This window comes from Thioalkalivibrio sp. AKL19 (genome assembly GCF_000420165.1).
In the GTDB taxonomy this organism is placed as follows: domain Bacteria; phylum Pseudomonadota; class Gammaproteobacteria; order Ectothiorhodospirales; family Ectothiorhodospiraceae; genus Thioalkalivibrio.
The window spans coordinates 119,823-144,180 of the sequence record NZ_ATUK01000010.1 but is presented as its reverse complement, the minus strand read 5'-3'; the positions used below and the strand labels follow the sequence as shown (position 1 = coordinate 144,180).

The 24,358-nt window shown below is 68.0% G+C and carries 22 protein-coding genes; 4 read left to right on the top strand and 18 right to left on the bottom strand.

Going from position 1 to position 24,358, the window contains the following annotated elements; genetic code table 11:
* Window positions 1-117: 117 nt before the first annotated feature.
* Window positions 118-2,517: an EAL domain-containing protein gene (locus F817_RS0102675; protein ID WP_024326199.1), complete on the top strand. Its 2,400-nt coding sequence runs from the start codon at window positions 118-120 to the stop codon at window positions 2,515-2,517.
* 343 nt (window positions 2,518-2,860) lie between these two features.
* Here F817_RS0102675 and F817_RS0102670 read toward each other — a convergent pair whose 3' ends face one another.
* The 4 genes from F817_RS0102670 to F817_RS0102655 form a co-directional block, all read right to left on the bottom strand.
* Window positions 2,861-3,400 (bottom strand): DsrE family protein, encoded by a 540-nt coding sequence (locus F817_RS0102670; protein WP_024326198.1) that lies wholly within the window; start codon window positions 3,398-3,400, stop codon window positions 2,861-2,863.
* A 666-nt stretch (window positions 3,401-4,066) separates the two neighbouring features.
* A complete protein-coding gene (locus F817_RS0102665; RefSeq protein WP_024326197.1) occupies window positions 4,067-4,762 on the bottom strand; it encodes an MOSC domain-containing protein in 696 nt (231 codons plus the stop codon).
* Between the two features lie 72 nt (window positions 4,763-4,834).
* Window positions 4,835-4,978, bottom strand: a complete 144-nt coding sequence (locus F817_RS14585) for a hypothetical protein (RefSeq protein WP_018175713.1) — start codon at window positions 4,976-4,978, stop codon at window positions 4,835-4,837.
* Window positions 4,979-5,081: 103 nt separating this feature from the next.
* On the bottom strand, window positions 5,082-6,146 hold the full coding sequence (locus F817_RS0102655) for a lecithin--cholesterol acyltransferase (protein ID WP_024326196.1): 1,065 nt from the start codon (window positions 6,144-6,146) through the stop codon (window positions 5,082-5,084).
* A gap of 106 nt (window positions 6,147-6,252) precedes the next feature.
* Between F817_RS0102655 and F817_RS0102650 the strand changes: the two genes are divergently transcribed.
* Complete coding sequence (locus F817_RS0102650) at window positions 6,253-6,948, top strand: DUF4197 domain-containing protein (protein WP_024326195.1); 696 nt, start codon at window positions 6,253-6,255, stop codon at window positions 6,946-6,948.
* On the opposite strand, the gene F817_RS0102645 is transcribed toward F817_RS0102650, so the two are convergent.
* The 6 genes from F817_RS0102645 to msrA all read right to left on the bottom strand — a co-directional run bounded on the left by F817_RS0102645 (window position 6,942) and on the right by msrA (window position 13,287).
* On the bottom strand, window positions 6,942-8,171 hold the full coding sequence (locus tag F817_RS0102645) for an EAL domain-containing protein (RefSeq protein WP_024326194.1): 1,230 nt from the start codon (window positions 8,169-8,171) through the stop codon (window positions 6,942-6,944). The two genes, F817_RS0102650 and F817_RS0102645, sit on opposite strands and share 7 nt — an antisense overlap.
* A 230-nt stretch (window positions 8,172-8,401) precedes the next feature.
* Complete coding sequence (locus tag F817_RS0102640; protein WP_024326193.1) at window positions 8,402-9,349, bottom strand: hypothetical protein; 948 nt, start codon at window positions 9,347-9,349, stop codon at window positions 8,402-8,404.
* Window positions 9,350-9,368: 19 nt separating this feature from the next.
* Window positions 9,369-10,514, bottom strand: coding sequence for a hypothetical protein (locus tag F817_RS0102635; protein WP_024326192.1), 1,146 nt, complete (start codon window positions 10,512-10,514; stop codon window positions 9,369-9,371).
* 329 nt (window positions 10,515-10,843) lie between these two features.
* Window positions 10,844-11,158 (bottom strand): hypothetical protein, encoded by a 315-nt coding sequence (locus tag F817_RS0102630; RefSeq protein WP_024326191.1) that lies wholly within the window; start codon window positions 11,156-11,158, stop codon window positions 10,844-10,846.
* A 211-nt stretch (window positions 11,159-11,369) separates the two neighbouring features.
* Complete coding sequence (locus F817_RS0102625) at window positions 11,370-12,491, bottom strand: flagellin (protein WP_024326190.1); 1,122 nt, start codon at window positions 12,489-12,491, stop codon at window positions 11,370-11,372.
* A 169-nt stretch (window positions 12,492-12,660) separates the two neighbouring features.
* A complete protein-coding gene (msrA, locus tag F817_RS0102620) occupies window positions 12,661-13,287 on the bottom strand; it encodes a peptide-methionine (S)-S-oxide reductase MsrA (protein WP_024326189.1) in 627 nt (208 codons plus the stop codon).
* Window positions 13,288-13,554: 267 nt separating this feature from the next.
* Here msrA and F817_RS0102610 point away from each other — a divergent pair, with 267 nt between their 5' ends.
* Entirely contained in the window at window positions 13,555-14,448 is an 894-nt protein-coding gene (locus F817_RS0102610) for a hypothetical protein (RefSeq protein ID WP_042799057.1), read from the top strand.
* A 151-nt stretch (window positions 14,449-14,599) separates the two neighbouring features.
* Here the strand turns inward: F817_RS0102610 and F817_RS0102605 are convergent, their stop codons facing one another.
* From F817_RS0102605 to F817_RS0102575, 7 genes are all read right to left on the bottom strand, one after another.
* The gene (locus tag F817_RS0102605) at window positions 14,600-15,637 is read right to left on the bottom strand and encodes a phosphotransferase (RefSeq protein WP_024326187.1); all 1,038 of its coding nucleotides are present in this window, start codon (window positions 15,635-15,637) and stop codon (window positions 14,600-14,602) included.
* Window positions 15,634-15,918 carry an MliC family protein gene (locus tag F817_RS0102600; protein ID WP_029681013.1) on the bottom strand — a complete coding sequence of 95 codons (285 nt, stop codon included), beginning with the start codon at window positions 15,916-15,918 and terminating at the stop codon, window positions 15,634-15,636. Before F817_RS0102600 ends, F817_RS0102605 begins: the two co-directional genes overlap by 4 nt.
* A 496-nt stretch (window positions 15,919-16,414) precedes the next feature.
* Complete coding sequence (locus F817_RS0102595; RefSeq protein ID WP_024326185.1) at window positions 16,415-18,892, bottom strand: EAL domain-containing protein; 2,478 nt, start codon at window positions 18,890-18,892, stop codon at window positions 16,415-16,417.
* Between the two features lie 173 nt (window positions 18,893-19,065).
* A complete protein-coding gene (locus tag F817_RS0102590) occupies window positions 19,066-19,449 on the bottom strand; it encodes a hypothetical protein (protein WP_024326184.1) in 384 nt (127 codons plus the stop codon).
* Window positions 19,450-19,666: 217 nt separating this feature from the next.
* The gene (locus F817_RS0102585; protein ID WP_024326183.1) at window positions 19,667-20,686 is read right to left on the bottom strand and encodes a sensor domain-containing diguanylate cyclase; all 1,020 of its coding nucleotides are present in this window, start codon (window positions 20,684-20,686) and stop codon (window positions 19,667-19,669) included.
* A gap of 27 nt (window positions 20,687-20,713) precedes the next feature.
* The gene (locus F817_RS0102580) at window positions 20,714-21,439 is read right to left on the bottom strand and encodes a hypothetical protein (RefSeq protein WP_024326182.1); all 726 of its coding nucleotides are present in this window, start codon (window positions 21,437-21,439) and stop codon (window positions 20,714-20,716) included.
* Window positions 21,440-21,446: 7 nt separating this feature from the next.
* Window positions 21,447-23,003: an EAL domain-containing protein gene (locus F817_RS0102575; protein ID WP_024326181.1), complete on the bottom strand. Its 1,557-nt coding sequence runs from the start codon at window positions 23,001-23,003 to the stop codon at window positions 21,447-21,449.
* Window positions 23,004-23,161: 158 nt separating this feature from the next.
* Between F817_RS0102575 and F817_RS13675 the strand changes: the two genes are divergently transcribed.
* Window positions 23,162-23,383 (top strand): hypothetical protein, encoded by a 222-nt coding sequence (locus tag F817_RS13675; RefSeq protein WP_155988429.1) that lies wholly within the window; start codon window positions 23,162-23,164, stop codon window positions 23,381-23,383.
* Between the two features lie 18 nt (window positions 23,384-23,401).
* On the opposite strand, the gene F817_RS0102565 is transcribed toward F817_RS13675, so the two are convergent.
* Window positions 23,402-24,358 (bottom strand): pentapeptide repeat-containing protein, encoded by a 957-nt coding sequence (locus F817_RS0102565; RefSeq protein WP_024326180.1) that lies wholly within the window; start codon window positions 24,356-24,358, stop codon window positions 23,402-23,404.

The following is a 24,358-nucleotide window of genomic DNA, read 5'->3' as shown; positions in this document are numbered from 1 at the left end:
CTTTCGGCCCGATCAGGCACCCGTTATAGTCACAATGATCGGGGGGCATTTCCACCGCTATTGGCGGAAGGCCCCGTTGATGCCAGACGACGCATCGACACGCAAGGGGAGGGGGGGATGCGGGCACAACTCCGGTTACGGAACACCTGGCCGGCCTATGCGCGGTTCATCGGCATTTCGGTCGCGATCGTCACTCTGCTGGCGGTGGTTCAGATCCTGTTTGTCTATGGGGCCGATCGTTTCGAGCCGCGCTTGCTGGCGATCCCTTCCGTTGTCGGGATCCTTTTCGGGTTCATGCTGGCGCGCATGCACCTGCTTCGGTCGCAGACCGATCTCCTGAATACCTTTGTCGAAGCGACCCAGGCCAGGAGTGACCACGAGGAGGCCATTCGGCATTTGCTGCGGGTGGTTGCCGAGCAGCTGCGGATGGATGGGGTGGCCCTCTATGAACTGGACCCGGCCGGGATGGAGGCAAGACGACTCCGGCACTACCCGCCGCACCGCGCCTCGCCGTTGTCCGAACGTGCGCTGCGGGAGCTTGCGGCATTGTCCCTTGAGGAAGGCCGGTCCGGTACCTGCGAGGAACTGCGCTCCAGGGGCCTGGATTCGCTTCCGGCTTGCCTCGAGACGGTCGAACTTCCGCTTCCCGACAACCAGCGTGGCTTGTTGGTGCTCTATCGCGACGATGCGAGACGCAAGCCACCGGACGCGCTGGAACGGCGGTTCCTTCAGCTCAGTGCCGACTGGCTGAGCATGACCCTGACCCACATGCACCAGCGGGAGATCATCGCCACTGAACGGGAACAGAACCGGCGCGAGAAGGAGCGGGCCCAGACCACGCTGGAGTCGATTGGCGACGCGGTGATTACCACCGACGACCATGGGCGTATCGACTACGCCAACCCGGTGGCCAGCCTGTTGCTGGGCGAGCCCGCGGCACAACTGGCGAAACGGCCCCTCGACGAGGTGGTATGTCTGGAAGACGAGAGCGGCGGGGACTCGATGTCCGCGCGGCTCGGATCCAGTGGTCAGGTGCTCGCGGAAGCAGGCCACCCTGCCCATATGCGCCTGCACACCGCGAACGACCAGACCCGCCCGGTGCAGCTTTCCTTTACCCCGATCCTGAATCGCGCCGCCGACAGCCAGGCGAGCGTTCTCGTGATGCGTGACATCAGCGATCTGCGCGAGGTGATGCGCCGACTCGACTATCAGGCCACACACGATGCCCTGACAGGGTTGCTGAACCGGCCGGCCTTCGAGGCGTGTCTCGAGGACCAGCTACGTTCCGCGCGCACGCACGACACCCGGCACACCCTGTGCTATCTCGACCTCGACCAGTTCAAGATTATCAATGACACCCGTGGGCACACCGCAGGCGACGAGCTCCTGCGTCAGGTTTCGGCGCTCTTGCTTCATCTGTTGCACGAACGCGATATCGTCGCGCGCCTCGGAGGGGATGAATTCGGGATCCTGATGGTTGACCGGGACATCGAGGACGGACGAACCCTGGCCGAGGAGATCGGCCGCGAACTGGCCAGCTTCCGTTTCTACTGGGACGAGTCGACCTTCTCCGTGTCCGCCAGTCTGGGGCTGGTCGAAGTCAGCGGGGCGAGCGAGTCGACCCGGTTGATCCTGCAGCAGGCGGATGCGGCTTGCTATGTGGTCAAGGACACGGGGCGCAACCAGGTGCGCGTGTTCCGGGCGGAGGACGAGGACTTGCGTGACCGGGTGGGCGAACTGCACTGGGTCAGCAGCATTCCGGACGCGATCGAGCAGGATCGTTTCGAACTCTGGGCACAACCAGTTCGCAAGCTGGCGGATGACACGGATGCCTATTTCGAAGTCCTGCTGCGCCTGCGTGACAGCGATGGCCAGCTGGTCCGGCCGGATACCTTCATCCCGGCGGCCGAACGCTATGACCTGATGGGGCAGGTCGACCGCTGGGTGGTGTCCCGTACGCTGGCGTACATGCAGCAACTCCAGGCTGTCGGATGTGGTGACCTTCCGGTAATGGGGATCAACCTCTCGGGTTCGTCACTGAATAACGATGCCTTCCTGGTGTTTCTGCAGGAGTCGGTGGCGCAGTCCGGCCTCCCCGGTGACCGCTTGTGCTTCGAGATCACCGAGACCGCTGCGGTCCGGCACCTGCAGCGAACCGCCCGGCTGATGACCGAGATGCGGCGAACGGGTTGCCACTTCGCGCTGGACGATTTCGGCAGCGGCCTGTCCTCGTTTTCCTACCTCAAGCATCTGCCGGTGGATTATCTGAAGATCGACGGTGACTTTGTTCGGGACATCAACACCGATCCGGTCGACCTCGCAATGGTGCGTGCCATTCACGAAGTGGGACAGATCCTGGGGCTGACCACGATCGCGGAACACGTGGAAAATGATGCCATCCGGGCGCGCCTCGCGGAGGTTGGCGTTACTCACGGGCAGGGCTACGGCCTGGCGCGTCCGGAATCATTGGTCGGGCCGGTACGCGCCCATCGGGCGGCCGAATGGGCTACGCCCTGATGCGGATGGTGTATCCCGGATGGCCAACCGGGTTTACCGGTGATTCCTCGCGCCCCGGGGAAGGATGAGTTCGCGACGATGGTCTCGGTCGTTCTCCACCGGCATAAAGTGGTCGCCCGGCAAGGGAGCGCAGGCGCGCGAGGGTGGATGCGAGTGAGGGCAACGGGCTGATCAGGCGGGAGGGGGTCCGACGCCGATGATGGAATTCCAGTGCGGACGGACATGAGGGCAATCCCTGTCCCGCCTGCTCGGGCCATCGGAAAACGGGACGTGAAAGCCTGGTGACCGGGAAAATCGCCGGGTCTCTTCCGAGGCCCGGCGAGTTGATGGGCGTTGCCCTGCGTCAATCGATCTTGATGTAGGCAAAGCCCTTGTCATTTTGTAGTTCGGCGAGCCGAACTACACCGGATGGCACGAGATCCACGTTGCCGTGGACGTCACTTGCATCCAGCCGGACACGGGTCCGGGTGATGTCACACAGCTCGTACTTGACCCCATGCGTCTGGTGCAGGCCGGATAGTCGTGTGCGCAGTTCGTCGCGCTCCTCCTGAAATTCGGCATCCACCTCGAATGGGGTTTCCTCGAGGTTGTCGTCGGTGGCAAAGCGGATGCCATCCGACATGAACACGACCCGCACGTCCACATCCATGAACTCGTTCTGGTAGTGCGTCATCATGTTGTTGATGCTGGTAAGCATCGAGGAAAGCCGCTGGGGATCGCCATAGTCCACGTGGTAGACGACCTTGGCCTCGGGCTCGAAAGCCCCCGCGGACACGCTCCATCCGAGTCCGACAAGCGCGGCACAGGCAAGTGCGGCCAGATGCCGGGGTCGCGGCCTGGCGGGAGCCCGGCGGTCCCTGGCCGGGGATTCCGAATGTTTCATTTGAGTCTCCTTTGATGAGTTTTCAACGTTCGTTATTGGTTTTGTTTTAGTGGTTCGCCCGTTACACCCCTGTTCCGGGCATGGGTACTCTAAACCGAGCCTATCGGTGGCGCCAGCTCAGGCGCGGGGGCTGTCCCGGGGGCAGCACAACGGCAGACAGCAACCTCGGCAACCCGGGTTGAAGGAATTCTTCAGACCCGCGATGGGGGGCTTGTTGGCCGGCCTGTTGCCGGCAAGCATCCTGCAGGCGCATGCCTTGCACGTGTCGAATGTCATTTCGCGGTTTCGGTGCCGGAGCGGCCCGAGTCCCGCGTGAAGCTGGAGCGGGTGCTCTGCGCGGATGGAATGGCGGGTGATGATCGGCAAGCGCGCAGGCGCGGGATTGCGGAAGGTGAAGGGGTGCTTGCAGCTGTTACGGAGGGGTCGAATTGCTTGTGCCGGGCGCCCGGCTTCATTCGCGCTGGGCGGAGCACGGGGCCAAGGCGCCCGAGGGTTTTGCCGCTACAAGCGGTTGGGGCTTCTTCCGACCGTAGGCGTCACATCGCTCGAGCGGATGGTCGCGGTGCTTGAAAGGTCGGAACGAGACCTACGTCGCCGCCGAAGCACGATTTTCCGCAACGGCGTGCGCGGGCGGGACGCGTGTTCTCCCGTTTGGCAGGGGGCGGATTAGCGTTTGGCGGGCTCACCGGCGAGGCGCTGCTGGCTGCTGGCATCAGGTGCGCGGCGCAGCTTTCTCCGGGCCTTCTCGCGCCAGTTGGGGGCCAGGGTTTCGCAATCGGCGAGTAGCTGCAGGTGCTGGCGGCTCGGCTGTCGATAGACCGCGGTCATTGCGGCGGCGATGCTGAGGCTTTCCGGCAGGCGTTCGAGCCGTTCGATCGTGTCGCCCGCCGTGAGGTTGCCGGGTTCCAGCACGCGGTAGAACCAGCCGCAACGCCCGGTTTCCTGGACCTCGCGCGCGAGGCCCGTGATGTCGAAGCGGGCGTCGAGTTTCCAGCACGGGGTGCGGGGCTGGCTGACCTGCACCCGGGCGGTACCGATGCGATAGATGTCGCCGATGTGCACGCTGTGTTCGTCCATGCCGTGGCTGGCCAGGTTTTCGCCGAAGCCGGGGGGCACGAAGCGGGTGGCGCGGTCCGGGTACTGCTCCTGCCACCCGGCGTACCGATCGAGGCTGTAGTGGAGCAGGGCGCGCTCCGCGCCGCCGTGGTTTTCCGGGTCCGCCTGTTCGTCACCGGCCAGGCCGAGGGGGCCCAGCCCGACCGGGCCTTCCAGCGGCTGCTTGTCGATGGCGCTGGCACGGCCCCTGGCGTAGTCCGCGGTTACGCGGCCGGTGTAGATGCCGATGAGTCGGGTGGTGGTCATGCAGGGACACTCCCGGGCTGGCGCGGAGTCTCGACGATACAACAAGTCCGCATCCGGGGGACGACGGCTCGCTCAGCGCCCGCGCAGATACAGCAGGCGGGCGATAAAGGCGATACCCAGGATGATCCAGCCAATGGGATAGGGCAGTACGCCGGAGAAGAACGCGGTCAGGCTGGCGACGAGCAACGCGCCAATGACGAGCAGCGGGATGTCCATTCCCTTGAGAACCGCGATGCGGACCCAGGTTCCGCACGGACACCGGGTGACCGCCCGCAGGGTGGCGCGGCGTGCGGCCGGCGTGGTCGCTTGGTGGCGGGTCTCACGTGTCGGGGCCGTGGTGCCAGTGGTCGAGGATCTCCAGGATCGCGTCGATGGCCGGGGGCTCGTCCGTCAGCGGGCCGGGTACCAGCAGCCCACGATGCGAGGCCTCGAGTATCAGCGGGTCCGGATGACCGTCCAGGTGCAGGGATTCGACCGGCACCACGCCGTCGCCCAGTTCGTCGTCGGTCTGCTCCCACCATTCGCTGATGCGCCCGGCCACCGCCTCGAGGTCGATCTGTTCGTCCAGCGCGGCGAGACTCTCGCGCATGGCGGGCGTGGGTTCGGGCAGTTTTCCGCCGATGATGCGGACCGGTATGTCGTCCGGCCAGGGGCGTGCGTTGAGTTCGGCCAGGAAGTGGCTGCCCGGGCGCAGGTCGATCTTGGCCGCGCCGGTGCCGTCGCGCAGGCCGGCAAACAGCGAGAAGCGCTGCTGCTGGATGTCGGCCAGCCACTCGCGTACCTCCAGCCAGACCCGCAGCCGGGCCCACTCGGAGCCATGATTGGGGGTGGCCACCAGGATCACGCCGGCGACGGGTCGCCCCCCGACACGCGGAGTCGCATCCTCCGGATGCCGGTAGCGCGTCACGAAATCGCGGATCACCAGACCCCCCATGCTGTGGCCAATCAGGATCAGCGGGTCGTCGCCCTCGAGCTGCGCCCAGTGTTCCGCCAGCAGGTCCGCACTGTGGTCGATGGCCTGGTCGTTGGGATAGCGGAATTCCCAGCCATTGATTCCGGCGTCGTCCAGCGCGGGCGCAAGGGCGTCCCAGATATCGCCGGGCTCGTCCAGTCCGTGCAGCAGCAGGACGTCGGGCGGGCGCTCGTCATCGAACCGGTCCGAACGCGGCTGGAAGCCTCGCAGATCGTCGGGCAGCTCCATGGTCTCGGGGAACCATTCGTGCAGGCGGTCCTGGACTTCGACGCGCAGCTCGCGCTCCTGTTCCGGGTTCTGCTCGGCCCAGCCGACCCAGATGGCCAGGGCGAGCAGCGGCACGCCCACCAGGATCAGGAAGGCGCCGAGGCGCCGGCGGCGCCGGTTCGAATCGGGACGGCTGGCATTCATGGACGATCACCATCGGACAAGCCGAGCGCTACGGCAAGTAGGGCCCGGCACGGGCGATTGGATGCCCTGTGTATCATGGCGGGAAGTCCCTCATGGAAGTTTCGACATGCGACGCGCGTACCTGCTCCCCTGGCTTCTGGTCCCCCTCTTGCTGACCGCGTGCGCCGGGCTGGATGTCCGCGACTTCGGCCTCGACGGGGGTGGTGGTGATCGTGCCGAGGAGGCGATCCGCGAGGCCCTGCGGGTGGGCACCGAGCGCACGGTGGAGCGGACCGGCCGCGAGGATGGCTACTGGGGCAACGCGTTGATCCGCATCGGTCTTCCGCCGGAGCTGGAGCAGGCCGGCGATACGCTGCGGCGCGTCGGGTTCGCCAGCGAGGTGGACGATCTGGAGCGGCGGATGAATCGTGCGGCGGAGTCCGCAGCGCAGGAGGCCGTTCCGGTGTTTGTCAGCGCCATCCGCGGGATGCGGCCGGAGGATGTGTATGGGGTGCTGCGCGGGGCCGATGATGCCGCCACGCAGTATCTGCGCGATGCGTCGGAGTCCACCCTGCGCGAGCGCTACATGCCGATTGTGCAGGAGCAGATGGAGCGGGCCGACGTCTATCGGGTGTACCAGCCGCTGCGCGACGCGGCGGGCCGCATTCCGGGCCTGTCGGGGCTGGACGTCGATCTGGATCGCTACGTGACCGATCACGCCCTGGATGGCCTGTTTACCATCCTCGCGGACGAGGAGCGGCGCATCCGCGAGGATCCGGCTGCCCGCACGACCCAGCTCCTGCGCGACTATTTCGGTCAGTAGCACACCGCGTGCAGATGGCCGGTGTGCGGCGTGTCGGAAAGCAGCAGGGATGGGATCTCTTCGGCCCGTAACGGACGGGCGAAGTAGTAGCCCTGGATGCAATCGAATTTCAGTTCGCGGCCGATTGCCAGTTGTTCCTTCGTCTCCACGCCCTCGGCAATGGTCCGCAGGCCCAGTGACTCGGCCAGCAGGACCATGCCGCGCGAGAGGTCGTGGGCGGATGGATCGATCCCGAGTCCGGAGATCAGCTGGCGGTCGATCTTGAGGATGTCGATGGGGAAGCGGTTGAGGTAGGCCAGCGAGGAATAACCCGTGCCGAAGTCGTCGATGGCGAGCTGGATGCCGAGTGACTTGAGCTGCTTCAGGGCATCGGGGGCCGCGTCCATCGCCAGCACCGTTTCGGTCAGTTCGATGTGCAGCAACTCCGGCGGTAGCCGATGGCGATCCAGCGCGGCCGCGACATGGGCCGCCATTTCGGGGCGGACGATGTCGTGCGCCGAGAGGTTGATTGCCACGTACCATGCGGGGCGGCCGTGTTCGGCGGCCAGGGCCTTCCACGCGGCCGCCTGGCGGCAGCCTTCGTCCAGGGCCAGATCGCAGATGTCATGGATTAACGTGGAATCCTCCGCCACGTCCAGAAACTCCGCCGGGGATAGTTCTCCGCGGATGGGGTGTTGCCAGCGGATCAGCGCCTCGACGCCGACATGGCGCTCCTGCGCCAGGGAGTAAATCGGTTGGTAGCGCAGGAAAAACTCGTTGTGCTTCAGGCCCCTCCGAATATCGAATTCCTGCCGCATGCGCCGAAGCTCTTCCGTCACAGGGTGCAGGGCCGGGATGACCAGCCAGGCCATCAGCTGGCCGATGCCAATGAAAAAGCCGGTGCGGGTGAGCCAGCGTTCGGTCTCCTGTGCGATGCCGGCGGTGACATCCACCGGCGTCATGGGTCCGGCCAGCACGCCGGCCACCAGGGCCACGACCAGGGCGGCGCCCGCGCCGAAGCGCGCCGCGGCGAACAGGATGGGCACGTAATAGAAGTGCGGGACGATACTGTCGGCGCCACCGGCGGTGTAGACAAGCAGCCAGGACAGGGCGAGCCCGGCGAGGATCAGCAGACTGGCGCCCACGAAGGACATGCCCACCCACGCGCGCAGGGTGGTACGGGCCAAATGGTCCGAGTAGCGGATGGCGCTGGTAGCGGGGAGGGGCGAGTGGTACCTGCGCATCACGCACTTCCTTTGGCCAGTCCCGGGCCGGCTGCCGAGCCGCGCCACGCGTTCGCGCGGTCTACGCTCCGATCGGGGCTCCGAATGTCCGGAACCACGGTACCTTCAACCGAGTGTAGTACACCCGCGCAAAAACAATAGGATGCCGGTGCCTGTGCACGCCGGCGCTAGGGTTGTCGGGGCAAAGGACGGGATGCGGTGCGGGGCGCACCCCGCACCGGATATCACGGTTAGTCGCAGGCCGAGGCCGGGGCGGGAAGATTGCCGCGCACGCAGGTGCTGATCTCCGGCGGGTTCTCGTTGCTGCGCAGGCGCACAAAGCGACCGTCGAGTTCGCCTGTGGCATTGGTCGGGTAGTGATCGCCGAGATGCATGCCGGCCCCGTGCATGACCCAGTAGTTGAGGGTGTGCTCCTCGCCGTGGGGCTGTTCCAGGTAGACCAGCGTGGTCCCGTGGGTTGTCTCGGTCACGACCAGGCGCCGGACCAGCTCGCCGGCCTCAAAATCGGCGTAGCCCAGCGCGTGGCTGCTGGCATTGCCGCCGCGCATCCCGCGCATCTCGATGGTGTGGTTGGTCTGGATCAGCCGGAAGCGACCGTGGGGCTGGCCGCCCTGCATCTCGCCATCGAAGCGCATGACCATCTTCATGCTGCTGTCGGCGGCGGAGGTGGCGTACAGCCGACGCGCCTCCTCGATGCTGGAGACGGCCGCCGGCTCCATCGCCTGGTGGTTCTGGTACCAGGTCATCCAGAAGCTGACGGAGCCGTTGTCGACCGCATCCGGGCAGGCGCCGTCGGCGTGGAGCTCGAAGCGGTCAAAGCCCAGATCCACCGAGCCGCGCCCCTTGTTGGTGACCAGGGCGCGGGCAAAGATGACCTCGGGGGGCGTATCGAGGCTGGCCATGGCGCGGTAACGATCATCCCATGCGCATTGCGTGGCACCGCGTCCGGGCAGGGCCTGGCGGCTGACCTGGCGCGCCTCGCGCGAGCCACGCTCGGCGCGGTATTGGTCGAGCAGCGCCCGGGTGCCGGCGTCCAGCAGGCTTGTGTCCACCGCCTGGATGTTGCGGTCGAACTGGCGGTCGGCGCCCGGGGTGGCGTGCGCGGCCGAGGCCGCCATGCCGAGGGTCAGGGCCAGACCCAGGGCGAGTAGGCGGGCGGGTGTCGGGTGGGTACGCATCAGTCGGTTCTCCGTTGGGTTATTGCCATTGCAAGTCCATGCGTTGCTGCATGCGGTGCCATTCGGCGGTGATGATGTCGCCGGCCACGCGATGGGCGGCGTCCATGCGCGGGCGTGCCTCGGGGTAGAGGAGTATTACGGCCTCGCTGGCACGGGCGAAGTCGCGCCGCGTGCGGTAGTGCACCATGGTGTGCACCAGCAGGCTGTCGAGATCGTCGAAAGAGCGGTCGGCCGCCTGGCGGTAGCGCACCATGCGTTCCGGGGTCAGTTCGAGCTGACGGTGGGTCTGCGACAAGCCGTCGAACAAGGCGAAGAAGCCCATCCCCAGCTCGGCCCCCTGGCGCAGGGCCTGGTCGCCCAGCTGGCGCTGCAGGGCCTCGCCGGCGCCGAACAGCCCCGCGTTGTGATCGCGGGCCAGCAGGCCGAACAGGCTGCCGGGGGCACTGGACGCGAGGTTACGGGGTTGGGAGAGTTCGTGGATCTGGCGGTCCAGGCGCTGGTGGCCGGCGGCCAGCAAGAGTTCGAGGGCCGGGGCGGTGTCGTCACCCAGCGCGTGCAGAACTCCCTGCCGCTGTCCGGATGGCAGGCGCTCGAGATCCCGCAATACGCCGGCGACATCGCGCGATCCGATCTGCAGGCGTTCGAGCTCGCCGCGCACGGCGGCTTCCGGATCCTCCAGTACGCGCGCCAGCTTTCGCACCTGGTGCCCGGCGCGTTCGCCCACCACCCCGTGACGGCCGAACTCGCCGAGGATGGCGGTGACCTGTTCCAGCCCTCCCGCGGGCGTGTGGCCGGGTTCCGTGGCGGCGACCAGGGCGCTGCCAAAATCCATGGCGGGGATGCCGGAGGCGCGGCTGGCGTGATCGAGCATGCCGCTCATGCGGTGGGTCTGTTGCGCGCCGTAGGCCATCGCCGCAGTCTGCAGCAGGCGTCCGGCGAGCCCGGCGATATCGCGCGAGGACTCGCCCACCACCTCGTCGACCCAGCCGGCCAGATCGCCCTGCGCCGTATAGGGCGAGAGATAGGCGCCCCGGTTGTGGGGCAGGGGGTCCGGGCCCACGTCGGCCGCCGCGGATACGCCGAGCAGTATCCCCACCAGCGCTAGTAGACCAGGGCGAAGCGAGGTGCCGAACCTGGCGGTCGAGCCGGACATGCGCAGGGGCATGGGGCGTGTTCCTCCCTGTTGGGTGGTCGCGGCCCATTCGGATCCGTTCCTTCGTGTTTGCCACCGATCCCGGAGGATCACCACCTGATTCCGAGAGTAGGCGAAGCGGTGATCCGGGTCAAAGCCGGTTTCCGGGGCCGCATGGCCAGTGCGCCAGAGGTAGGGGATCAACCGGGGCGCGGATCCCTCTGCGCTGCACCGCCATATGGGCGTCCCGGGTGCAGGGCCCACCCGGGACGCCCATTCCCGGATTTCGTGATCTGTGGACAGGCCAGTGCCGCTGGCGCAGGGAAAAGACAGCGCGTTTTCGGAGGCGCTGGCGGCAGGGGTCAGAACAGGCCGCAAGCGGGTCCGGTGCGCGCCGCGCGGACTCCCCGGATGTCCGGGTGGGCCCGCAGCTCATCCATCATTTCGCTGTACAGGCCATCCGGGACATCGCGCGCAAAGGTGATGTCGACGCGGCCGCTGCGGCTCATGTTGTAGGCCGTAAAGGCGTCTGCGTCGTAGTCGAACAGGATGTGGGACAGCGCATTCTCGGACGCTCGCGCCTCCGGCGTGGTCGCATGGGTGGTAGCGCAGCCGGACAGGCCTAGAGGTAGAGCGAGAACCAGGATCAGTACGAGGGGCGATAAAAGGATCTGCATGGTGGACCTCCGTGCCGGACGCGATCAAATCGGCGGTTCCCGGGTTGTGCGGCTTTCCTGCGTCACCGGGTGGGAGGTGGCAACCAGGGGCCATCATTCACTTTTGAGCTTCGCCATCAGCTTTCATTTATGTCAAAACATGAAGGAAAGCAAGGGTTGTGCGCGGCTTAGAAGGGATACCCAGGGAGAGGCCGATTCAATCCGCGTCTCCCTAGGCGAGCAGGCGCAGGACGAGCTGGGGTGCCAGGTTGGCCTGGGCGAGGATGGCGATCCCGGCTTGCTGGAGGATCTGGGCACGGATCAGGGCGGCGACCTCGGCGGCATAGTCGGCATCCAGGATGCGGCTGCGCGCGGCCTGGAGGTTCTCGCTGCCGATGCCCAGGTTGTCGATGGTGGACTCCAGGCGATTCTGCACCGCGCCCAGGCGGCTGCGCCGGGCGCTGATCTGGTCCAGGGCCTGGTCGAGTCGGGCGAGTGCATCGCTGGCGCCCTGTGCGGTGCCCAGGTCGATCCCGGCCAGATGGCCCTCGACCGCGCGGGTGGCGGGCATGTCCAGGGCATTGAGACCGGCGTCGCCGCTGATGGTGATGGTCTCGCGTGCGGTGATTTCGAGGCGCCCATCGAAGGTGGCGGAGGCGTGGTTCGGGTCTCCGAGCTCGCGATTGATGGCGGTGGCCAGGGCCGCGACCGAGTCATAGTCCCCGTCCGGGACGTCGATCTCCGGCCGCTCGCCGATGCGGATGCGGAAGTCGGCCGCCACCGTGAACGGGCCGCTGGCGAACAGCGCTGTCAGATCCCCCGACCGGCTGGTCGCGACCGCGCCGAGCTGGCGCGTGCCCATGCCGTCGCCGAGGTCCACGGCGAGGGTCTGCCCGGCGTTGGCACCAACCTGAAAGAACGCGGTGGGGGCGCTGCCATCGAGCAGGGCCCGGCCGTTGAAGGTGGTCTGGCTGGCCACCCGGTCGGTCTCGGCCAGCAATTGCCGGGCCTCCTGGTTCAGGGCCCGGCGATCGGAGGCGGACAGGGTGCCGTTGGCCGCCTGCAGCGCCAACTCGCGGATGCGCTGGATGTTGCCGCTCATGGAGCCCAGCCCACCCTCGGCGGTGCGGGCCAGCGCGATGCCGTCCTGCGCATTGCGCATGGCCTGGTTCAGGCCGCGAATCTGGGTGGTGAAGCGCTGGCTGATGGCCAGTCCGGCGGCATCGTCGCGGGCCGAGTTGATGCGGCGCCCGGAGGCGAGGCGTTGCAGGGCCACCTGCAGGGCGCCCTGGGAAAGCCGCAGGTTGCGCTGGGTGTTGAGCGACAGGAGATTCGTGTTGATCACCTGGGCCATGTTGTCGGGTCTCACGGCCCGTCACCGGGCCTGTCGGTACCCGGTGCCATGCCGCCGGGATCAGGTCGCCGGATTCCCCCGGCTACAGCCCGTTGACGGCCGTCCTGAACCGAACTTTAGGGCCGGTGTTGGCAACCGGGAACGGGGAACGCCATACGCGCCCGGGGCGTCAGTGGCGAAGGACAGGCGGCGCGTCCCCCGCCGGGCGGCCCCAGAGGGCCTGCAGGCGCTCCTGCCGGCCACAGTTCGCTACGTAGTCGGCATAGCGCTCCGGGTTTGCCCGGTAATAGTCCTGGTGCGCGTCCTCCGCGGGGTAAAAGGGCGCGGCGTCGCGGATTCGGGTGACGACGGGCCGGTCGAAGTGTCCGGAGCGGTCGAGCGCCTCGCGCGAGGACTCGGCGATTGCCCTCTGGCGCGCGTCCTGCACAAAGATCGCGGTGCGGTAGTGGGGCCCGCGATCGCAGAACTGACCGTGGGCATCCAGTGGGTCGATACTGCGCCAGAAGACGTCCAGGATCTCGCGGTAGCCGACACGTGTGGGGTCGTAGTGGACGCGAACGGCCTCGACATGCCCGGTCCGTCCGGTGGTGACTTCCCAGTACGTGGGGTTGCGGGTATGGCCGCCGGTGTAGCCCAGCTCGGTTTCGAGCACGCCTTCCAGCGCGTCGAAAGGCGGCTGCATGGACCAGAAGCACCCGCCCGCCAGTACAGCCTGGTGACTCCCCTCCGTCTGGCTCAGGGCCGGCACCGGGATCAGAAGCAGGGCGACAATCAAGAGTGGTCGGATACGGGACATGATGGTTCACGAAGCGGCGTCGGCACGTTGGACCCGGCTTGACGCCAGAAGTGCACGAACCCCGGGAGCACGATGGGCGGTTACTGGCCCTCGCGGGGGATGGAGAGGACGGATTCGATCACGAGGTTGGCGTCGATGCGGATCTCGGTGGCTCTCGGCGACGGGATGAGCAGGGGGGCGCAAAGCGGGGGGTGGGCATCGCCGTTGCATCGTCGATAAAGGGCAGGTACAAGAACAGTACACAAGTTTCCAGCAAGGAATGCGGCGATGGGTAAACCGACACGATCAGGGGCATGCTCGGGCGCCCTGTGGCTGGGTCTTGCGTTGCTGCTGGTCGGGTGCGGCGGAACCTTTCCACAGCCCGGCCCGGAGGCGGAGTTCGACGATGGACTGACGGCGAAAGCGCTGTTCCAGCGCAGCCTGGCGGCCCACGGCGGAGATCTGCGCACGTTCGACGGTGACCTGAACCAGGCGACCGATGGCGAGTGGGGCCGCATGATCCAGCGCATCCAGCCGCTGGTGGCGGATGGCGAGTACCGCGGCCGCGGGGAGGAGCGCTACCGACCCGCCGACGACCTCTATGCCGTCCACTACACCGGACCCGAGGGCACCAAGAGCGTGTTCCGCCAGGGCGAAGAATTCCGCCTGTACTACGACGGCGAGCGCAGCACGGACCCCGAGCGTATCCGTGCCAGTGCGATGACCACCGATGCCGGCGAGCTGTTCCACTACGGCCCGAGCTTCGTGAAGCACCGCGCCACGGGGATGGAGCGGCTGCCGGACCGGCGCGAGGACGGGGTGGACTACTACCGGGTACTGGCCACCGTCGAGCCCGGTTTCGGCGAGGCGGATGCCGACCAGGTGGTGATGTGGATCCACCCGGAGACGGCCCTGTTGTATCGCGTGCACATCACGCTGAGCGGGTTTGGACCGACCCAGGGGGCCCACGTGGACACGACCTTCCTCGAGTACGCGGAGATCGAGGGATTTACCCTGCCCACGCGCTTCGAGGAGCGGGTGCGCGGCCCGCTGCGCCTGTTCGTGCACGAGTGGTGGGTGACCGGCCGCGACAGCGGCCGCGGCTGGGAGGCCGGGGATGTACGCGGCCCCGGATTCTCCGGGGCGGCGGCACCGGCTGCGGCCGAAGCCCCGGCCCCATAGCCGGGGACGGGGCATGGCATACTTCCCTCGCCATGAACGAGATGGACCGTAACGATTCCCCGCCGGCGAGCAAGTCGCCGGTCCGGGACGCAGAGGCCGACGCGACCCCGGCCGCCACGAGTGGCGCCTGGGGCAGCTGCTCGGCGGAGCCCTACTGGCTGGAGGTTGCCGAAGCGTTGGGGATCGACCCCGAGCCCGCGCCGGCGAAGTCGTCCTCCTGAACGCGACGAATGACCGCGAGGGCCGTACGCCGACTGTAGTCGTGGACCTTCCAGTGGTCCGGCATCCAGCCGACCAGGAAGCGGTAGAAGTCCGCCTGCGCGACGGGGAACAGGGCGCGCCACTCGCGCTCGATATCCGTGGCGATCTCTTTCCTTACCCGGTCATGCAGGGCCTCGCGCAATGCCGCGAAATAGGTATCCAGCAGGTCGGCCTCCCAGTTCTTTTGTTCCCGCTCGTCCAGGCAGCTCCCGAGGAAATAGGCCACGTCGCGCATCCCGCAGCCACCGCCGATGTACTGGAAATCCACGGCGGCGACGGCATCACCCGCCGGTGCGAAGCAGAAATTGGCCACCTTCGCATCGCCGTGGACGAGGGTGCGGTAGCGGGCGCCGGTCAGGGCGTTGTCGAGGGCCGCTGCCGTGTCGCGAATCGCCGGGTCCTCGATGGCGGCCCACTCGTCCGGGCGGGTGGCCAGGTGCCAGTAACTGCCCTCGGGCCACAGTCCCGTGGGCGCCTGTCCCATGAAGCGCGCGTGGAAACGGGCGAGCCAGTGCAGGCAGAGCCGCGCCTCGGCGCGGGTCAGGTGCTCCCTGCGCTGCGGGAAGCCGGCAGCATCGAGGTCCTCCAGCACGATCAGGTGCTCGTCGCCGATGGTCGCGGTATCCAGACAGCGGGGCACACGGCTGGTGGCGGCGCATGGGTTGGCCCAGTCGCGGTACCAGGCCATCTCCACCTGATAGGAGCGGACCTTGCGCTGATGCGAGCGGTTATTGCTCCAGCCGCGCGGATGGTCCAGTTCGTCGGGGAACACGATGTGCTTGAGGATGACCGTGGAGGAGTCGCCACCCTCAAGAAGGTAGCGCACGATCTCGCCGTAGCCACTCCACAGGGTCTGGATGACCGGGCCGCGCACCGCCGTGCGGGCACCGGTGGCCTGCAGGACAAAACGGGTCGCTGCGTCGGTCATCCGCGGTCGGGCAGGGCGCGGCAGCTCCAGAACACGCCCAGCATGTCGAGCATGGCGGCGTCGCCGCGCGTCCAGAACACGATGTCGTCGGTGGGATTGGCGTAGCGCCCGCCGTAGGCCGTCTCGGTGGCCTGCAGGCGGGCCCGCGCGCCGTTGAAGGCCAACAGGGCCTGGCCGTCCTCGAAGCTGGCGGTGAGTTCGGGACCGTAGGCGCAGATGTAGGCCACCTCGCGCGGGGCGTCATCGCCGCGCGGCAGCGCGCTGCAGCCGCCGATCAGCATGATTCCTGCCAGTATGATTGTGGCGCGCACGCGGTGCCCTCCGGTTGGTGGTGGTCCATCGTAGGGAAACACGGATCGATGTGCATGCTCGCTGCTGTGTCGCTCCTGATTAGCCACGAGGGTCAGCCAGGTCCAGGGACCGTGCGGACCTGGGTGTGTACAGCACACTACTCGAACGTGGCCCTGGAGCGCAGCGGTACGCGCCCCGGGGCTCCCCGCGCCTCCTGCTTCGTCATCCCGGAAACCGCGTAGCGGTGATCCGGGATCTCGGTGGCTGGGGTTACCTCGAAGGGGGAGATCCCGGCGCTTCGCTCCGGTCGGGATGGCAGGGCATGGGCAAGGCCGCCGGGGATGGTGACATTCCAAAAGCGCCCGGATTTAAAGCGACCGGCGACGGGCCATTTGCGCCCCCGGATGATCTCCGTGTCTGGCTGATTCTCGTTGTGAATCCAGTCGTCGCTTGGGCGCGCGAACAAAAAAGTGCGTGGGGAACCGCTCAGGCGCTGAAGCCCGGGTGCGCCGCCGCTGACTCGGGGCGGGCCAGCAAGTGTTCGCAGTCGGCGGCAGACTGGGGGCGGGCGAACAGGAAGCCCTGCAGGGTCTGGCAGCCTTCCTTCAGCAGGAACGCCTGCTGTTGTGCGGTCTCCACCCCTTCGGCGACGGACTCGAGGCCCAGGTTGTCGGCGAGGCCGAGGATGGTGCGCACGATGGCGGCGTCACCGGAGTCAGGTTGCAGGTCCGCGATGAAACAGCGGTCGATCTTCAGGACGTCCAGCGGGAAGCGACGCAGGTAGGCGAGCGAGGAATAGCCGGTCCCGAAGTCGTCGAGGGCGACCCGTACCCCGCGTTCGCGGAACTGGCCCAGGGTACGGATGACCTGCTCGATGTCGGCCATCAGCATGCTCTCGGTGACTTCCAGTTCCAGGGCATTGGGGTCGAGGCCGGTCTCCGCCAGGACCCGGTCGATGCAGTGGGCCATTTGATGATCCCTGAATTGCGGGGCGGCCAGGTTGACGGACATGCGCACCGCGGGCAGCCCCGCTCGGTGCCATGCGTGGCACTGGCGGCAGGCCTCGGTCAGGATCCAGTGACCCAGTTCGACAATCAGCCCGGTCTCCTCGAGGATCGGGATGAAGGCGCCCGGCGAATGCACCGTGCCGGCGGCGTCTTGCCAACGCAGCAGGGCCTCGACGCCGACGACGCGTCCGTCCCCCGCAGCGACCCGCGGCTGGTAGTGGAGGAAGAACCCTTCCTGGTGGTCGACCGCGCGCCGCAGCTGGCCTTCCAGCGAGACGCGGGCGCGTACATCGCTGTTGAGGTCGCCGGAGGAGAACTCGATGGCGTTGCCTTCGGTGCGCTTGGCCTGGTGCATCGCGGACTCGGCGCGGCGCATCAGGTCCGCGGTGTCCCGGGTATCGTGGGGATACACGGCGACGCCGATGGACCCCGGGATGTACAGCTCGTGTTCGCCGGCCTTGATCACCTGGCGCAGGGATTCCAGCAGGCGGGTGACCGAGCCGGCGACGGCCCCCGGGGTCTCCACCGGCAGCAGCGCGCCGAACTCGTCGCCGCCCAGCCGGGCGAGGACGCCGCCCACCGGGAGACGGTTCTCCAGGCGCCGCGCCACGTGCTGCAGGACCTCGTCGCCGGTGGCCTGGCCCATGCCTTCGTTGACGCTCTTGAAGCGATCCAGGCCGATGTGGGCCAGCACCAGCGGCCGACCCAGGCGTTCGGCATCGGCCACGGCCTGGTCGGTGCGTTCGCCAAACCGGGTGCGGTTGGGCAGGCCGGTCAGCGCATCGTGGTAGGTGATGAAGTGCAGCCGGCGTTCCGCCTCGCGCCGTTCGGTGATGTCGTGCACCACGCCGGCCATGCGTTGCGGGCGCCCCTGGGGGTCGAAGTCCACGGTCCCGCGCTGGTAGACGACGCGGATATTACCGTCCGGGCGGACGATGCGGTGTTCGAGGTCGTATTCCGGACCGTCCGGCGTCAGGGCGGCTTCGACCGCGCGCTGTACGCGCTCGCGGTCATCGGGATGTACTGCCTTCATGAAGGCCTCGTGGGTGGCACCCCACTGGTCGTATTCGAGGCCGAAGATCCGGAAAACCTCGTCGGACCAGCGGATGACGCCGGTATCGAAGTCCGATATCCAGTTGCCCAGGTGGGCAATCTCCTGGGCCTCCTTCAGCTCCCACTCGCGCTGTTCCAGCGCCTCCCGCGCGGCCAGGCGTTCGGTGATGTCCTGGAACGAGACCACCGCGCCGGTCACCCGCCCGCGGGCATCGAACAGCGGGGCGGCGTTGATCAGCACCGGGAAGCCGTGGCCCGTGCGGCTCCAGAAGTATTCCTCGCAGGCCTGCAGCGGCTCGCCGCTGTGCAGGACGCGGTAGACGGGGCACTCGGCGGGCGCGAAGGCCTGGCCATCGGGGCGGGTGTGGTGCGACAGCTCGTGCGAACTGCGGCCCAGGGCCTCGTCTTCGCTGGCGAACCCGAGCAACTCGCAGGCCGTGGGGTTGAGGAAGGTATAGTTGCCGTCGGCGTCGATCCCGAAGACGCCCTCGGCCAGGCTCCCCAGCAGGTTCTCGCGCAGGAGCTCGCCCTGCTTGCGGTCGGTGACGTCGATGCCGAGGGTCTGGAAGTGGGTGACCTCCCCGGCGTCGTTGAAGAAGGCGCGGCTGGTCCAGCGGATCCAGCGATCGGCTCCGTCGCCGCGGCGCACCGGATTCTCGATGGTGCGCACGGGCGCGTCGGGGGTATAGCGCAGCAGGTCGGCGCGGTTCTCGGACTGCCGGTCTTCGGGCAGGTCATGGATCCAGCGGTGCCCGAGCAGGCTGCCGGGGGGCGCCGCGAAGTACTCGTGGGCCGCCCGGTTGGCATAGAAGATGGTGGTGTCGGGCCGATAGCAGATGATGATGAAGGGGTGGTTCTCCACCAGGTCCTCGTAGTGGACCTCCACCCCGGACGAATCGCTCATGCATGTCCCCTCGGTCGGACGCGTCCTGGCGGCCCGTTCCACCCGCACGCGTTGGTCCGAGTCTGGCAGGGGACGTCCGGAGGCGCAAACCGTATTCGAGAGGCAGATTTCAGGGGTGGTAAAGCGGGGTGAACGCGGCGCGGTTCAGTGGGATGGCAGTACGGGCGGAGACGTCAGCGCGGGCGTTCGCCGGAATCGAGTTGATCCAGCGGGTCGTGGTCGTCCTCTCGCTGGCGGACGCGTTCTTCGTGTTTGCGGGGGTCGGTGAGGGAGGAGTCCGCCTGCACGTTCCGCACGACCAGGAAGGTCCATACCGTGGCGAACACCCACAGGAACAGACCGATCGCCAGCGGGAAGCCGCCGTAGCCGGAGATGCCCGCCAGGCCGGTCAGCAGGGCATAGGCGATGGAGACGAGGGCGGCCGCCCAGACGATGGCGATCGGCGCGGCGCAGCTGTGGGCGGCGGCGCCGTAGCGGTAGGCCCCCACGGGGGGCAGCACGATCCCGAGAAATCGGTAGAGCGCGGGTTCCCGAGCGGGGTGATGCAGGCTGGTCATGTCGATCTCTCCCTCCGGGGTGCCCCTTTCCCCGGAGTCTGGTCCGAATCCCGGATGTTTTCCATGTGGCCCGGCGAACGCTTCGCGAGATCCGACGTGGATCACGGCCCTGGCGCCCGGCCACGCCGCGGATGGACCGCGCTCGGGTCCCCGCCGGGCCCCGGCGTGGGGCGTGTGCCGGTGGCTATCCGTTCAGATCACCGGCGTTGGCGATGGTTCAGGTTGTCGGTGGGGCAGTGTCGCCCGCGGCGATGGCGACCCGGTCGCGCCCGTTGCGCTTGGCCTGGTACAGGGCGCGGTCCGCGGCCTCGACCACCTGCGTGGAGTGGCTGTTCTCGTCGGGGGTGATGCTGCCGACCCCGGCGCTGGCGGTCAGTGTGGGGGCCACGCGGGAACTCGCGTGCGGGATCGCCTCCTCGCGGATACGCTGCAGGCAGCGTTCGGCCAGCGCGTGGGCCGCGTCGATATCGGTGTCGGGCAGGATCAGTACAAACTCCTCCCCGCCCAGGCGTGCCAGCAGGTCCTGTTCGCGGCCGACGACGCCGGCGAGGCAGGTGGCGATCCGCTGCAGACAGCCGTCGCCGGCCGGGTGGCCGTAGCGGTCGTTGTATTCCTTGAAGTGGTCGATATCGAGCATGACGGCGGAGAGCGGGCGCTGGTCGCGCCGGGCGTGGGCCCACTCGCGTTCGAGTACGAGATCGAACTGCCGACGGTTGGCGATACCGGTGAGCGAATCGCGGTAGGACAGGGCCTCCAGTTCGGACTTCAGGCGCAGCAGCTCTTCTTCCTGTTGCTTGCGCTCGCTGATGTCGAACATAAAGCCCACGAGTGCCTCGACCTCGCCGTCCTTGCGCACCACGTGGACCACATCGCGAATCCAGATGTAGTGGCCCTCCCGGGTCAGGGCACGGTAATCGGCCTCGTGGTCGACCCCGGACTGCGACTGTGCCACACAGAAGTTGACGACCGATTCGCGGTCGTCCGGGTGCATACGCTCCACCCAGTCGTCGATACTGACCCAGCTCTCCGGCGTCCAGCCCAGCAACGCCTCGATCTGCGGGCCGATGTAGGTGAACCGCATGGTGGCCCAGTCGATGCGCCAGGGGATGGCACGGGTGGACTCCAGCAGCGTGCGATAGACGGTGCTGTCTGGCTCCATCTCGGTTCGGCGCGCGGGCGCTTCGGCGCCTGGCTGGATGGTCATCGGCTCCGGCGCATCGGATACGGCTTCGTTCATGGCCAAGGGCTCCAGTGGCGAGGGGGCTTAGCTGGCGGTCAGCGGCTGGATCAGCAGTTCGAGCCGCGGGGCGGGGATGAGGCTGGCGGGGTTGGCCCCCGCGTTATTCGCATCCGTGCCGCGCAGCACCAGGCGTTCGGGTGACACCCCGGCCCTTTCCAGCTGCTCGCCCGCGGCCAGCGCTGCGCCTTCCGCGGCGGTCCGCTGGTCGGTGTCGGGATCCACGCCGCCGCGATGCGCGACGACGGTCACCAGGCTGGCGCCGAACTCGTGGAGCAGGTGACCGATGGTCTCCAGCGCCCGGGTCTGGCCGTTTCCTTCCGCCAGGGTCACGCGGATGCCCTCGTCCCGGTGATCGATTGCGGCGGGTTGTTCCGCCAGTTCCTGGCGCAGCCGGGCGCCGAGGACATCCATGTAATAGCCCAGGCGGCCCGGGTCCAGCGTGTCGTGACCCTGTTCCCGCAGGGTGGCGCTGCGTTCCTGTTCCGCCTGGTCCGAGCGGGCGATGCGCAGGGGTGGGGGTGCCTCGGCCGGGGCCTCCGGGGTGGCTTCAGGCTCCGGTTCGGGCGGTGTTTCCGGGCTTTCGACGGACGGGGTATCCGCCGGCGAAGGCTCGGGGGGCAGGTGCTCGCCCGCGGGGGACGGGTCGTCCCGTTCGATCGGTAACAGACCGCAGCCGGTGGCGGTCGCGGCCAGCAACAGGGCGGGCGCCAGGGCGCGGGCCAGCGGGCGCAGAGCGGGGGTGTCGGGCATGATCTCCTCAGCGTTGGTGGCACCAGTCGAGGAAGGCCGCGGCGGACAGGGGACGGCTGAAGTGGTAGCCCTGTCCACTCTCCACGCCCTGCGCGCGCAGCCATTCGACCTGGTGGGGCGATTCGATGCCTTCGGCGACGATCTGCAGCTCGAGCGAACGGGCCATGTCGATGATGTGGCCGATCACGCTGCTGGTCACCGCCTCGTGGGCGATGGCGTCGGCGAAGGACTTGTCGATCTTCAGTGTATCCAGTTCGAAATGCTCGAGGTAGGAAAGGCTCGAATATCCTGTGCCAAAGTCGTCGATGGCGATGCGGTGTCCGCGCCGGCGAAGTTCCCGCAGCCGGCCGCGTACCGCGTCTTCGTTCAGCAGCGAGCGCTCGGTCAGTTCCAGCGTGATCGAGGTCGGGGCGACGCCCGCCTCGCGCAGGGCCGTGCGCAGGGCATCGCCGAAGCGGTCGGAGGCCAGATCGTGGCCGGTGATGTTGAGGTTGACGGTCTGTTCGGGGTGCGCCCGCAGGCGGTCGCCCAGGTCACGCAGGATGGCGCGCAGGATCGCGAGCGTCAGGTCGGTGGCCTGGCCGGTGTCCTCGGCCAGCGGGACGAAGACGTCCGGGCGGATGGTCTCGTCCCCCTCGCGATGCCAGCGGGCCAGGGCTTCGGCGCCCCGGCAGCGCCCGTCGGCGAGATCCACGATGGGCTGGTATTCCACGCTCAGGTGGCCGCGGGCGATGGCCTCGCGCAGTTCGCTGGCCAGGCTCAGGTGACGGCGGAGGTAGTGCACCACGAGGAGCAGCCACAGGGCCACCAGCATCAGTCCGAAGAGACCCGCCACGATCAGGGTCGGCAGGTAGCGGTCCCAGAAGGCGGCCAGTGGCTGGGCGGCGATGATGTCGATCGGGAAGATCGTGTCCAGCGAGAAGCGACTGACGATGCGCCCCCGGGCGCGGTCGACGCTCAGGCCAGTGGGGGTGGCGTCGGGCGAGGGGAGCTCGGCGTCCGCAGGGTGGTGGCTCATTGGCAGACCTTCCACCCAGAGGCCGACCTGCTGTTCCTGCAGCAGACCGGGGGTGATCAGCAGGCGCGGATCGATCGAGACGTCGTGCTGGCCGAAGCGCATCAGGAACAGCTCCACGCCGCCCACCGCGGTATCCGGGCCGGGCCACCAGGCGATGACCCCGCTGTCGTAGATGCGGCTGGCGCGCGGCGGTGTCAGTGCCTCGCCCTGGACGAACCCGGCCCCGCACTGGCGCTCTGCCGCGCGCCAGTAGCCGATGGCGCGCACGTGCGGCCGCGCCATGGCCGCGTCCTGAAGGTGTTCCAGGTGCTCCGGGGAACAGGCGTCCAGCTCCAGCTGGTTGAGGGTGTCCAGCAGCTCGCGGGCATCGACCAGGGCGGTCTCGGTCTGTTCGCCCAGGCGCTGGGCGAGCTCGGCCAGGCGTTTCTCCTCGGCGACCACGGACTCCTGCCACAGGAACCAGGCCAGCGCGGCCAGCGGCAGCAGGATGCCGAGCAGGGCCGCGGCCGAGACCGAGAGCAGGATCTTGTCGCGTCGGGCGATCATGTCCACCGGAAGCAGGGAAGGATCCTCTCGAGAGTAGCACGGGGCCGGGATTCGTCTGCTGGCCCGGGACGGGTGCCGGGGTCTATGCTCAAGGCGATGCGGATCCGCTTGGATCGCGTTTCTTGGCTTCAGGAGACTGCGCGTCGGGAGGTGCAGCCATGTCTCAACCTGAGGGCACGGCCGGAGGCCGGGTGGCGCGGGTATCCGGCAAGGCGCCGGAGGCGCGGATGGCACCCGCCGCGCGCAGCCGGCTCAGCATGCACGAAGGCGTGACCGTTTGGTGTGACTGCTGTTCCTGCGAGGCCGAGCCGTACTGGGTCGACGTGGCCGGCGAGCTGGGGATCGACCTGGATCCGGCCGGCGAGCGCGACGCCGAATAGGGCGCGTTGCGCGGCGAGCTAGTTGCAGGTGCCGATGGAGTCGCGGGCGCAGATCCGGCCGTCGGTCCATATGCTGCGGTCGAGCCGGGCATGGTCCAGGCGCGCACCGGACATCTCCGCGCCGGTCAGGTTGGCGTGTGCGAGGTTGGCGCTCTCCAGGCTAGCATCCACCAGGCGGGCCCGTATCAGGTCCGCGCCAGTCAGGTTGGCGCCCGCGAGATCCGCATTCTCCAGGCCGGCCAGGGAGAGGTCTGCAAAGCGCAGGTCGGCGTCGGCAAGGTGCGCGCCGTGCAGGCGTGCCCCGGCCAGCCGCGTGCTGTGCAGGGATGCCCCGGTGAGGTCGGCGGCGCGCAGGTCGGCCCCGGCCTTGTCGCAGTAATTCCAGTTGATACCGGGCGCCGGGGGTGCGTCGCAGTCGGGCCCCGTGTCGCGCTCGAAGGCGAGGCCGAAGCCGATCAGCAGCGCGAGGGCCCCGGCGACCGCCAGGCCACCCGCGATCCAGGGGCGTGGTCCGCGGACCCACTGGGTCCAGGGAGGTGACGGCCGTTCCAGGATCTCGGCCCATTGCTGCCGGTGGGAGACCGTTTCCGGCGATTCCGGGCAGCGGCGGTCGCCCTTGCGGCGTTCGCGGATCTCGGGGGGCGGGTCGTCGTGGCGGCGTTCGCGGCGGCGTTCGTCCTCGCGCAGGCGCGCCTGTTCCAGGCGCTCGCGGCCCTCCGGGGTATGGGCGTTCTGCAGTTCTTCCGGGATCAGGTGCGGGCGCTGGTCGATGCGCCACCAGGTGTCCCGGTCGAGGCTGACCTCGTCATCCGGGCGCAGGCGGCCGAGAATCAGGAAGCGGCCGATGGAGCGCTGCGGGTAGGGCCCGCAGACCTGGTCATCCCGCCGGGTGTACCACAGCTCGTGGCGTCCGGCTCCGGTCTCAAGGGGCGGATCACCCGGACCGGGCGGGTTATTGGAGTTGTCGTGGTTCAC

What these genes read in the sequence shown, in the direction of transcription:
- F817_RS0102675 (WP_024326199.1), top strand. Translation starts at nt 118, where the DNA reads ATGCGGGCACAACTCCGGTTACGGAACACCTGGCCGGCCTATGCGCGG.
- F817_RS0102575 (WP_024326181.1), bottom strand. Translation starts at nt 23,003, where the DNA reads ATGATCGCCCGACGCGACAAGATCCTGCTCTCGGTCTCGGCCGCGGCC.
- F817_RS0102635 (WP_024326192.1), bottom strand. Translation starts at nt 10,514, where the DNA reads ATGCCCCTGCGCATGTCCGGCTCGACCGCCAGGTTCGGCACCTCGCTT.
- F817_RS0102655 (WP_024326196.1), bottom strand. Translation starts at nt 6,146, where the DNA reads ATGAATGCCAGCCGTCCCGATTCGAACCGGCGCCGCCGGCGCCTCGGC.
- F817_RS0102670 (WP_024326198.1), bottom strand. Translation starts at nt 3,400, where the DNA reads ATGAAACATTCGGAATCCCCGGCCAGGGACCGCCGGGCTCCCGCCAGG.
- F817_RS0102605 (WP_024326187.1), bottom strand. Translation starts at nt 15,637, where the DNA reads ATGACCGACGCAGCGACCCGTTTTGTCCTGCAGGCCACCGGTGCCCGC.
- F817_RS0102650 (WP_024326195.1), top strand. Translation starts at nt 6,253, where the DNA reads ATGCGACGCGCGTACCTGCTCCCCTGGCTTCTGGTCCCCCTCTTGCTG.
- F817_RS0102610 (WP_042799057.1), top strand. Translation starts at nt 13,555, where the DNA reads ATGGGTAAACCGACACGATCAGGGGCATGCTCGGGCGCCCTGTGGCTG.
- F817_RS0102630 (WP_024326191.1), bottom strand. Translation starts at nt 11,158, where the DNA reads ATGCAGATCCTTTTATCGCCCCTCGTACTGATCCTGGTTCTCGCTCTA.
- F817_RS13675 (WP_155988429.1), top strand. Translation starts at nt 23,162, where the DNA reads ATGTCTCAACCTGAGGGCACGGCCGGAGGCCGGGTGGCGCGGGTATCC.
- F817_RS0102665 (WP_024326197.1), bottom strand. Translation starts at nt 4,762, where the DNA reads ATGACCACCACCCGACTCATCGGCATCTACACCGGCCGCGTAACCGCG.
- msrA (WP_024326189.1), bottom strand. Translation starts at nt 13,287, where the DNA reads ATGTCCCGTATCCGACCACTCTTGATTGTCGCCCTGCTTCTGATCCCG.
- F817_RS0102590 (WP_024326184.1), bottom strand. Translation starts at nt 19,449, where the DNA reads ATGACCAGCCTGCATCACCCCGCTCGGGAACCCGCGCTCTACCGATTT.
- F817_RS0102600 (WP_029681013.1), bottom strand. Translation starts at nt 15,918, where the DNA reads ATGCTGATCGGCGGCTGCAGCGCGCTGCCGCGCGGCGATGACGCCCCG.
- F817_RS0102645 (WP_024326194.1), bottom strand. Translation starts at nt 8,171, where the DNA reads ATGCGCAGGTACCACTCGCCCCTCCCCGCTACCAGCGCCATCCGCTAC.
- F817_RS0102585 (WP_024326183.1), bottom strand. Translation starts at nt 20,686, where the DNA reads ATGAACGAAGCCGTATCCGATGCGCCGGAGCCGATGACCATCCAGCCA.
- F817_RS0102580 (WP_024326182.1), bottom strand. Translation starts at nt 21,439, where the DNA reads ATGCCCGACACCCCCGCTCTGCGCCCGCTGGCCCGCGCCCTGGCGCCC.
- F817_RS0102640 (WP_024326193.1), bottom strand. Translation starts at nt 9,349, where the DNA reads ATGCGTACCCACCCGACACCCGCCCGCCTACTCGCCCTGGGTCTGGCC.
- F817_RS14585 (WP_018175713.1), bottom strand. Translation starts at nt 4,978, where the DNA reads ATGGACATCCCGCTGCTCGTCATTGGCGCGTTGCTCGTCGCCAGCCTG.
- F817_RS0102625 (WP_024326190.1), bottom strand. Translation starts at nt 12,491, where the DNA reads ATGGCCCAGGTGATCAACACGAATCTCCTGTCGCTCAACACCCAGCGC.
- F817_RS0102595 (WP_024326185.1), bottom strand. Translation starts at nt 18,892, where the DNA reads ATGAGCGATTCGTCCGGGGTGGAGGTCCACTACGAGGACCTGGTGGAG.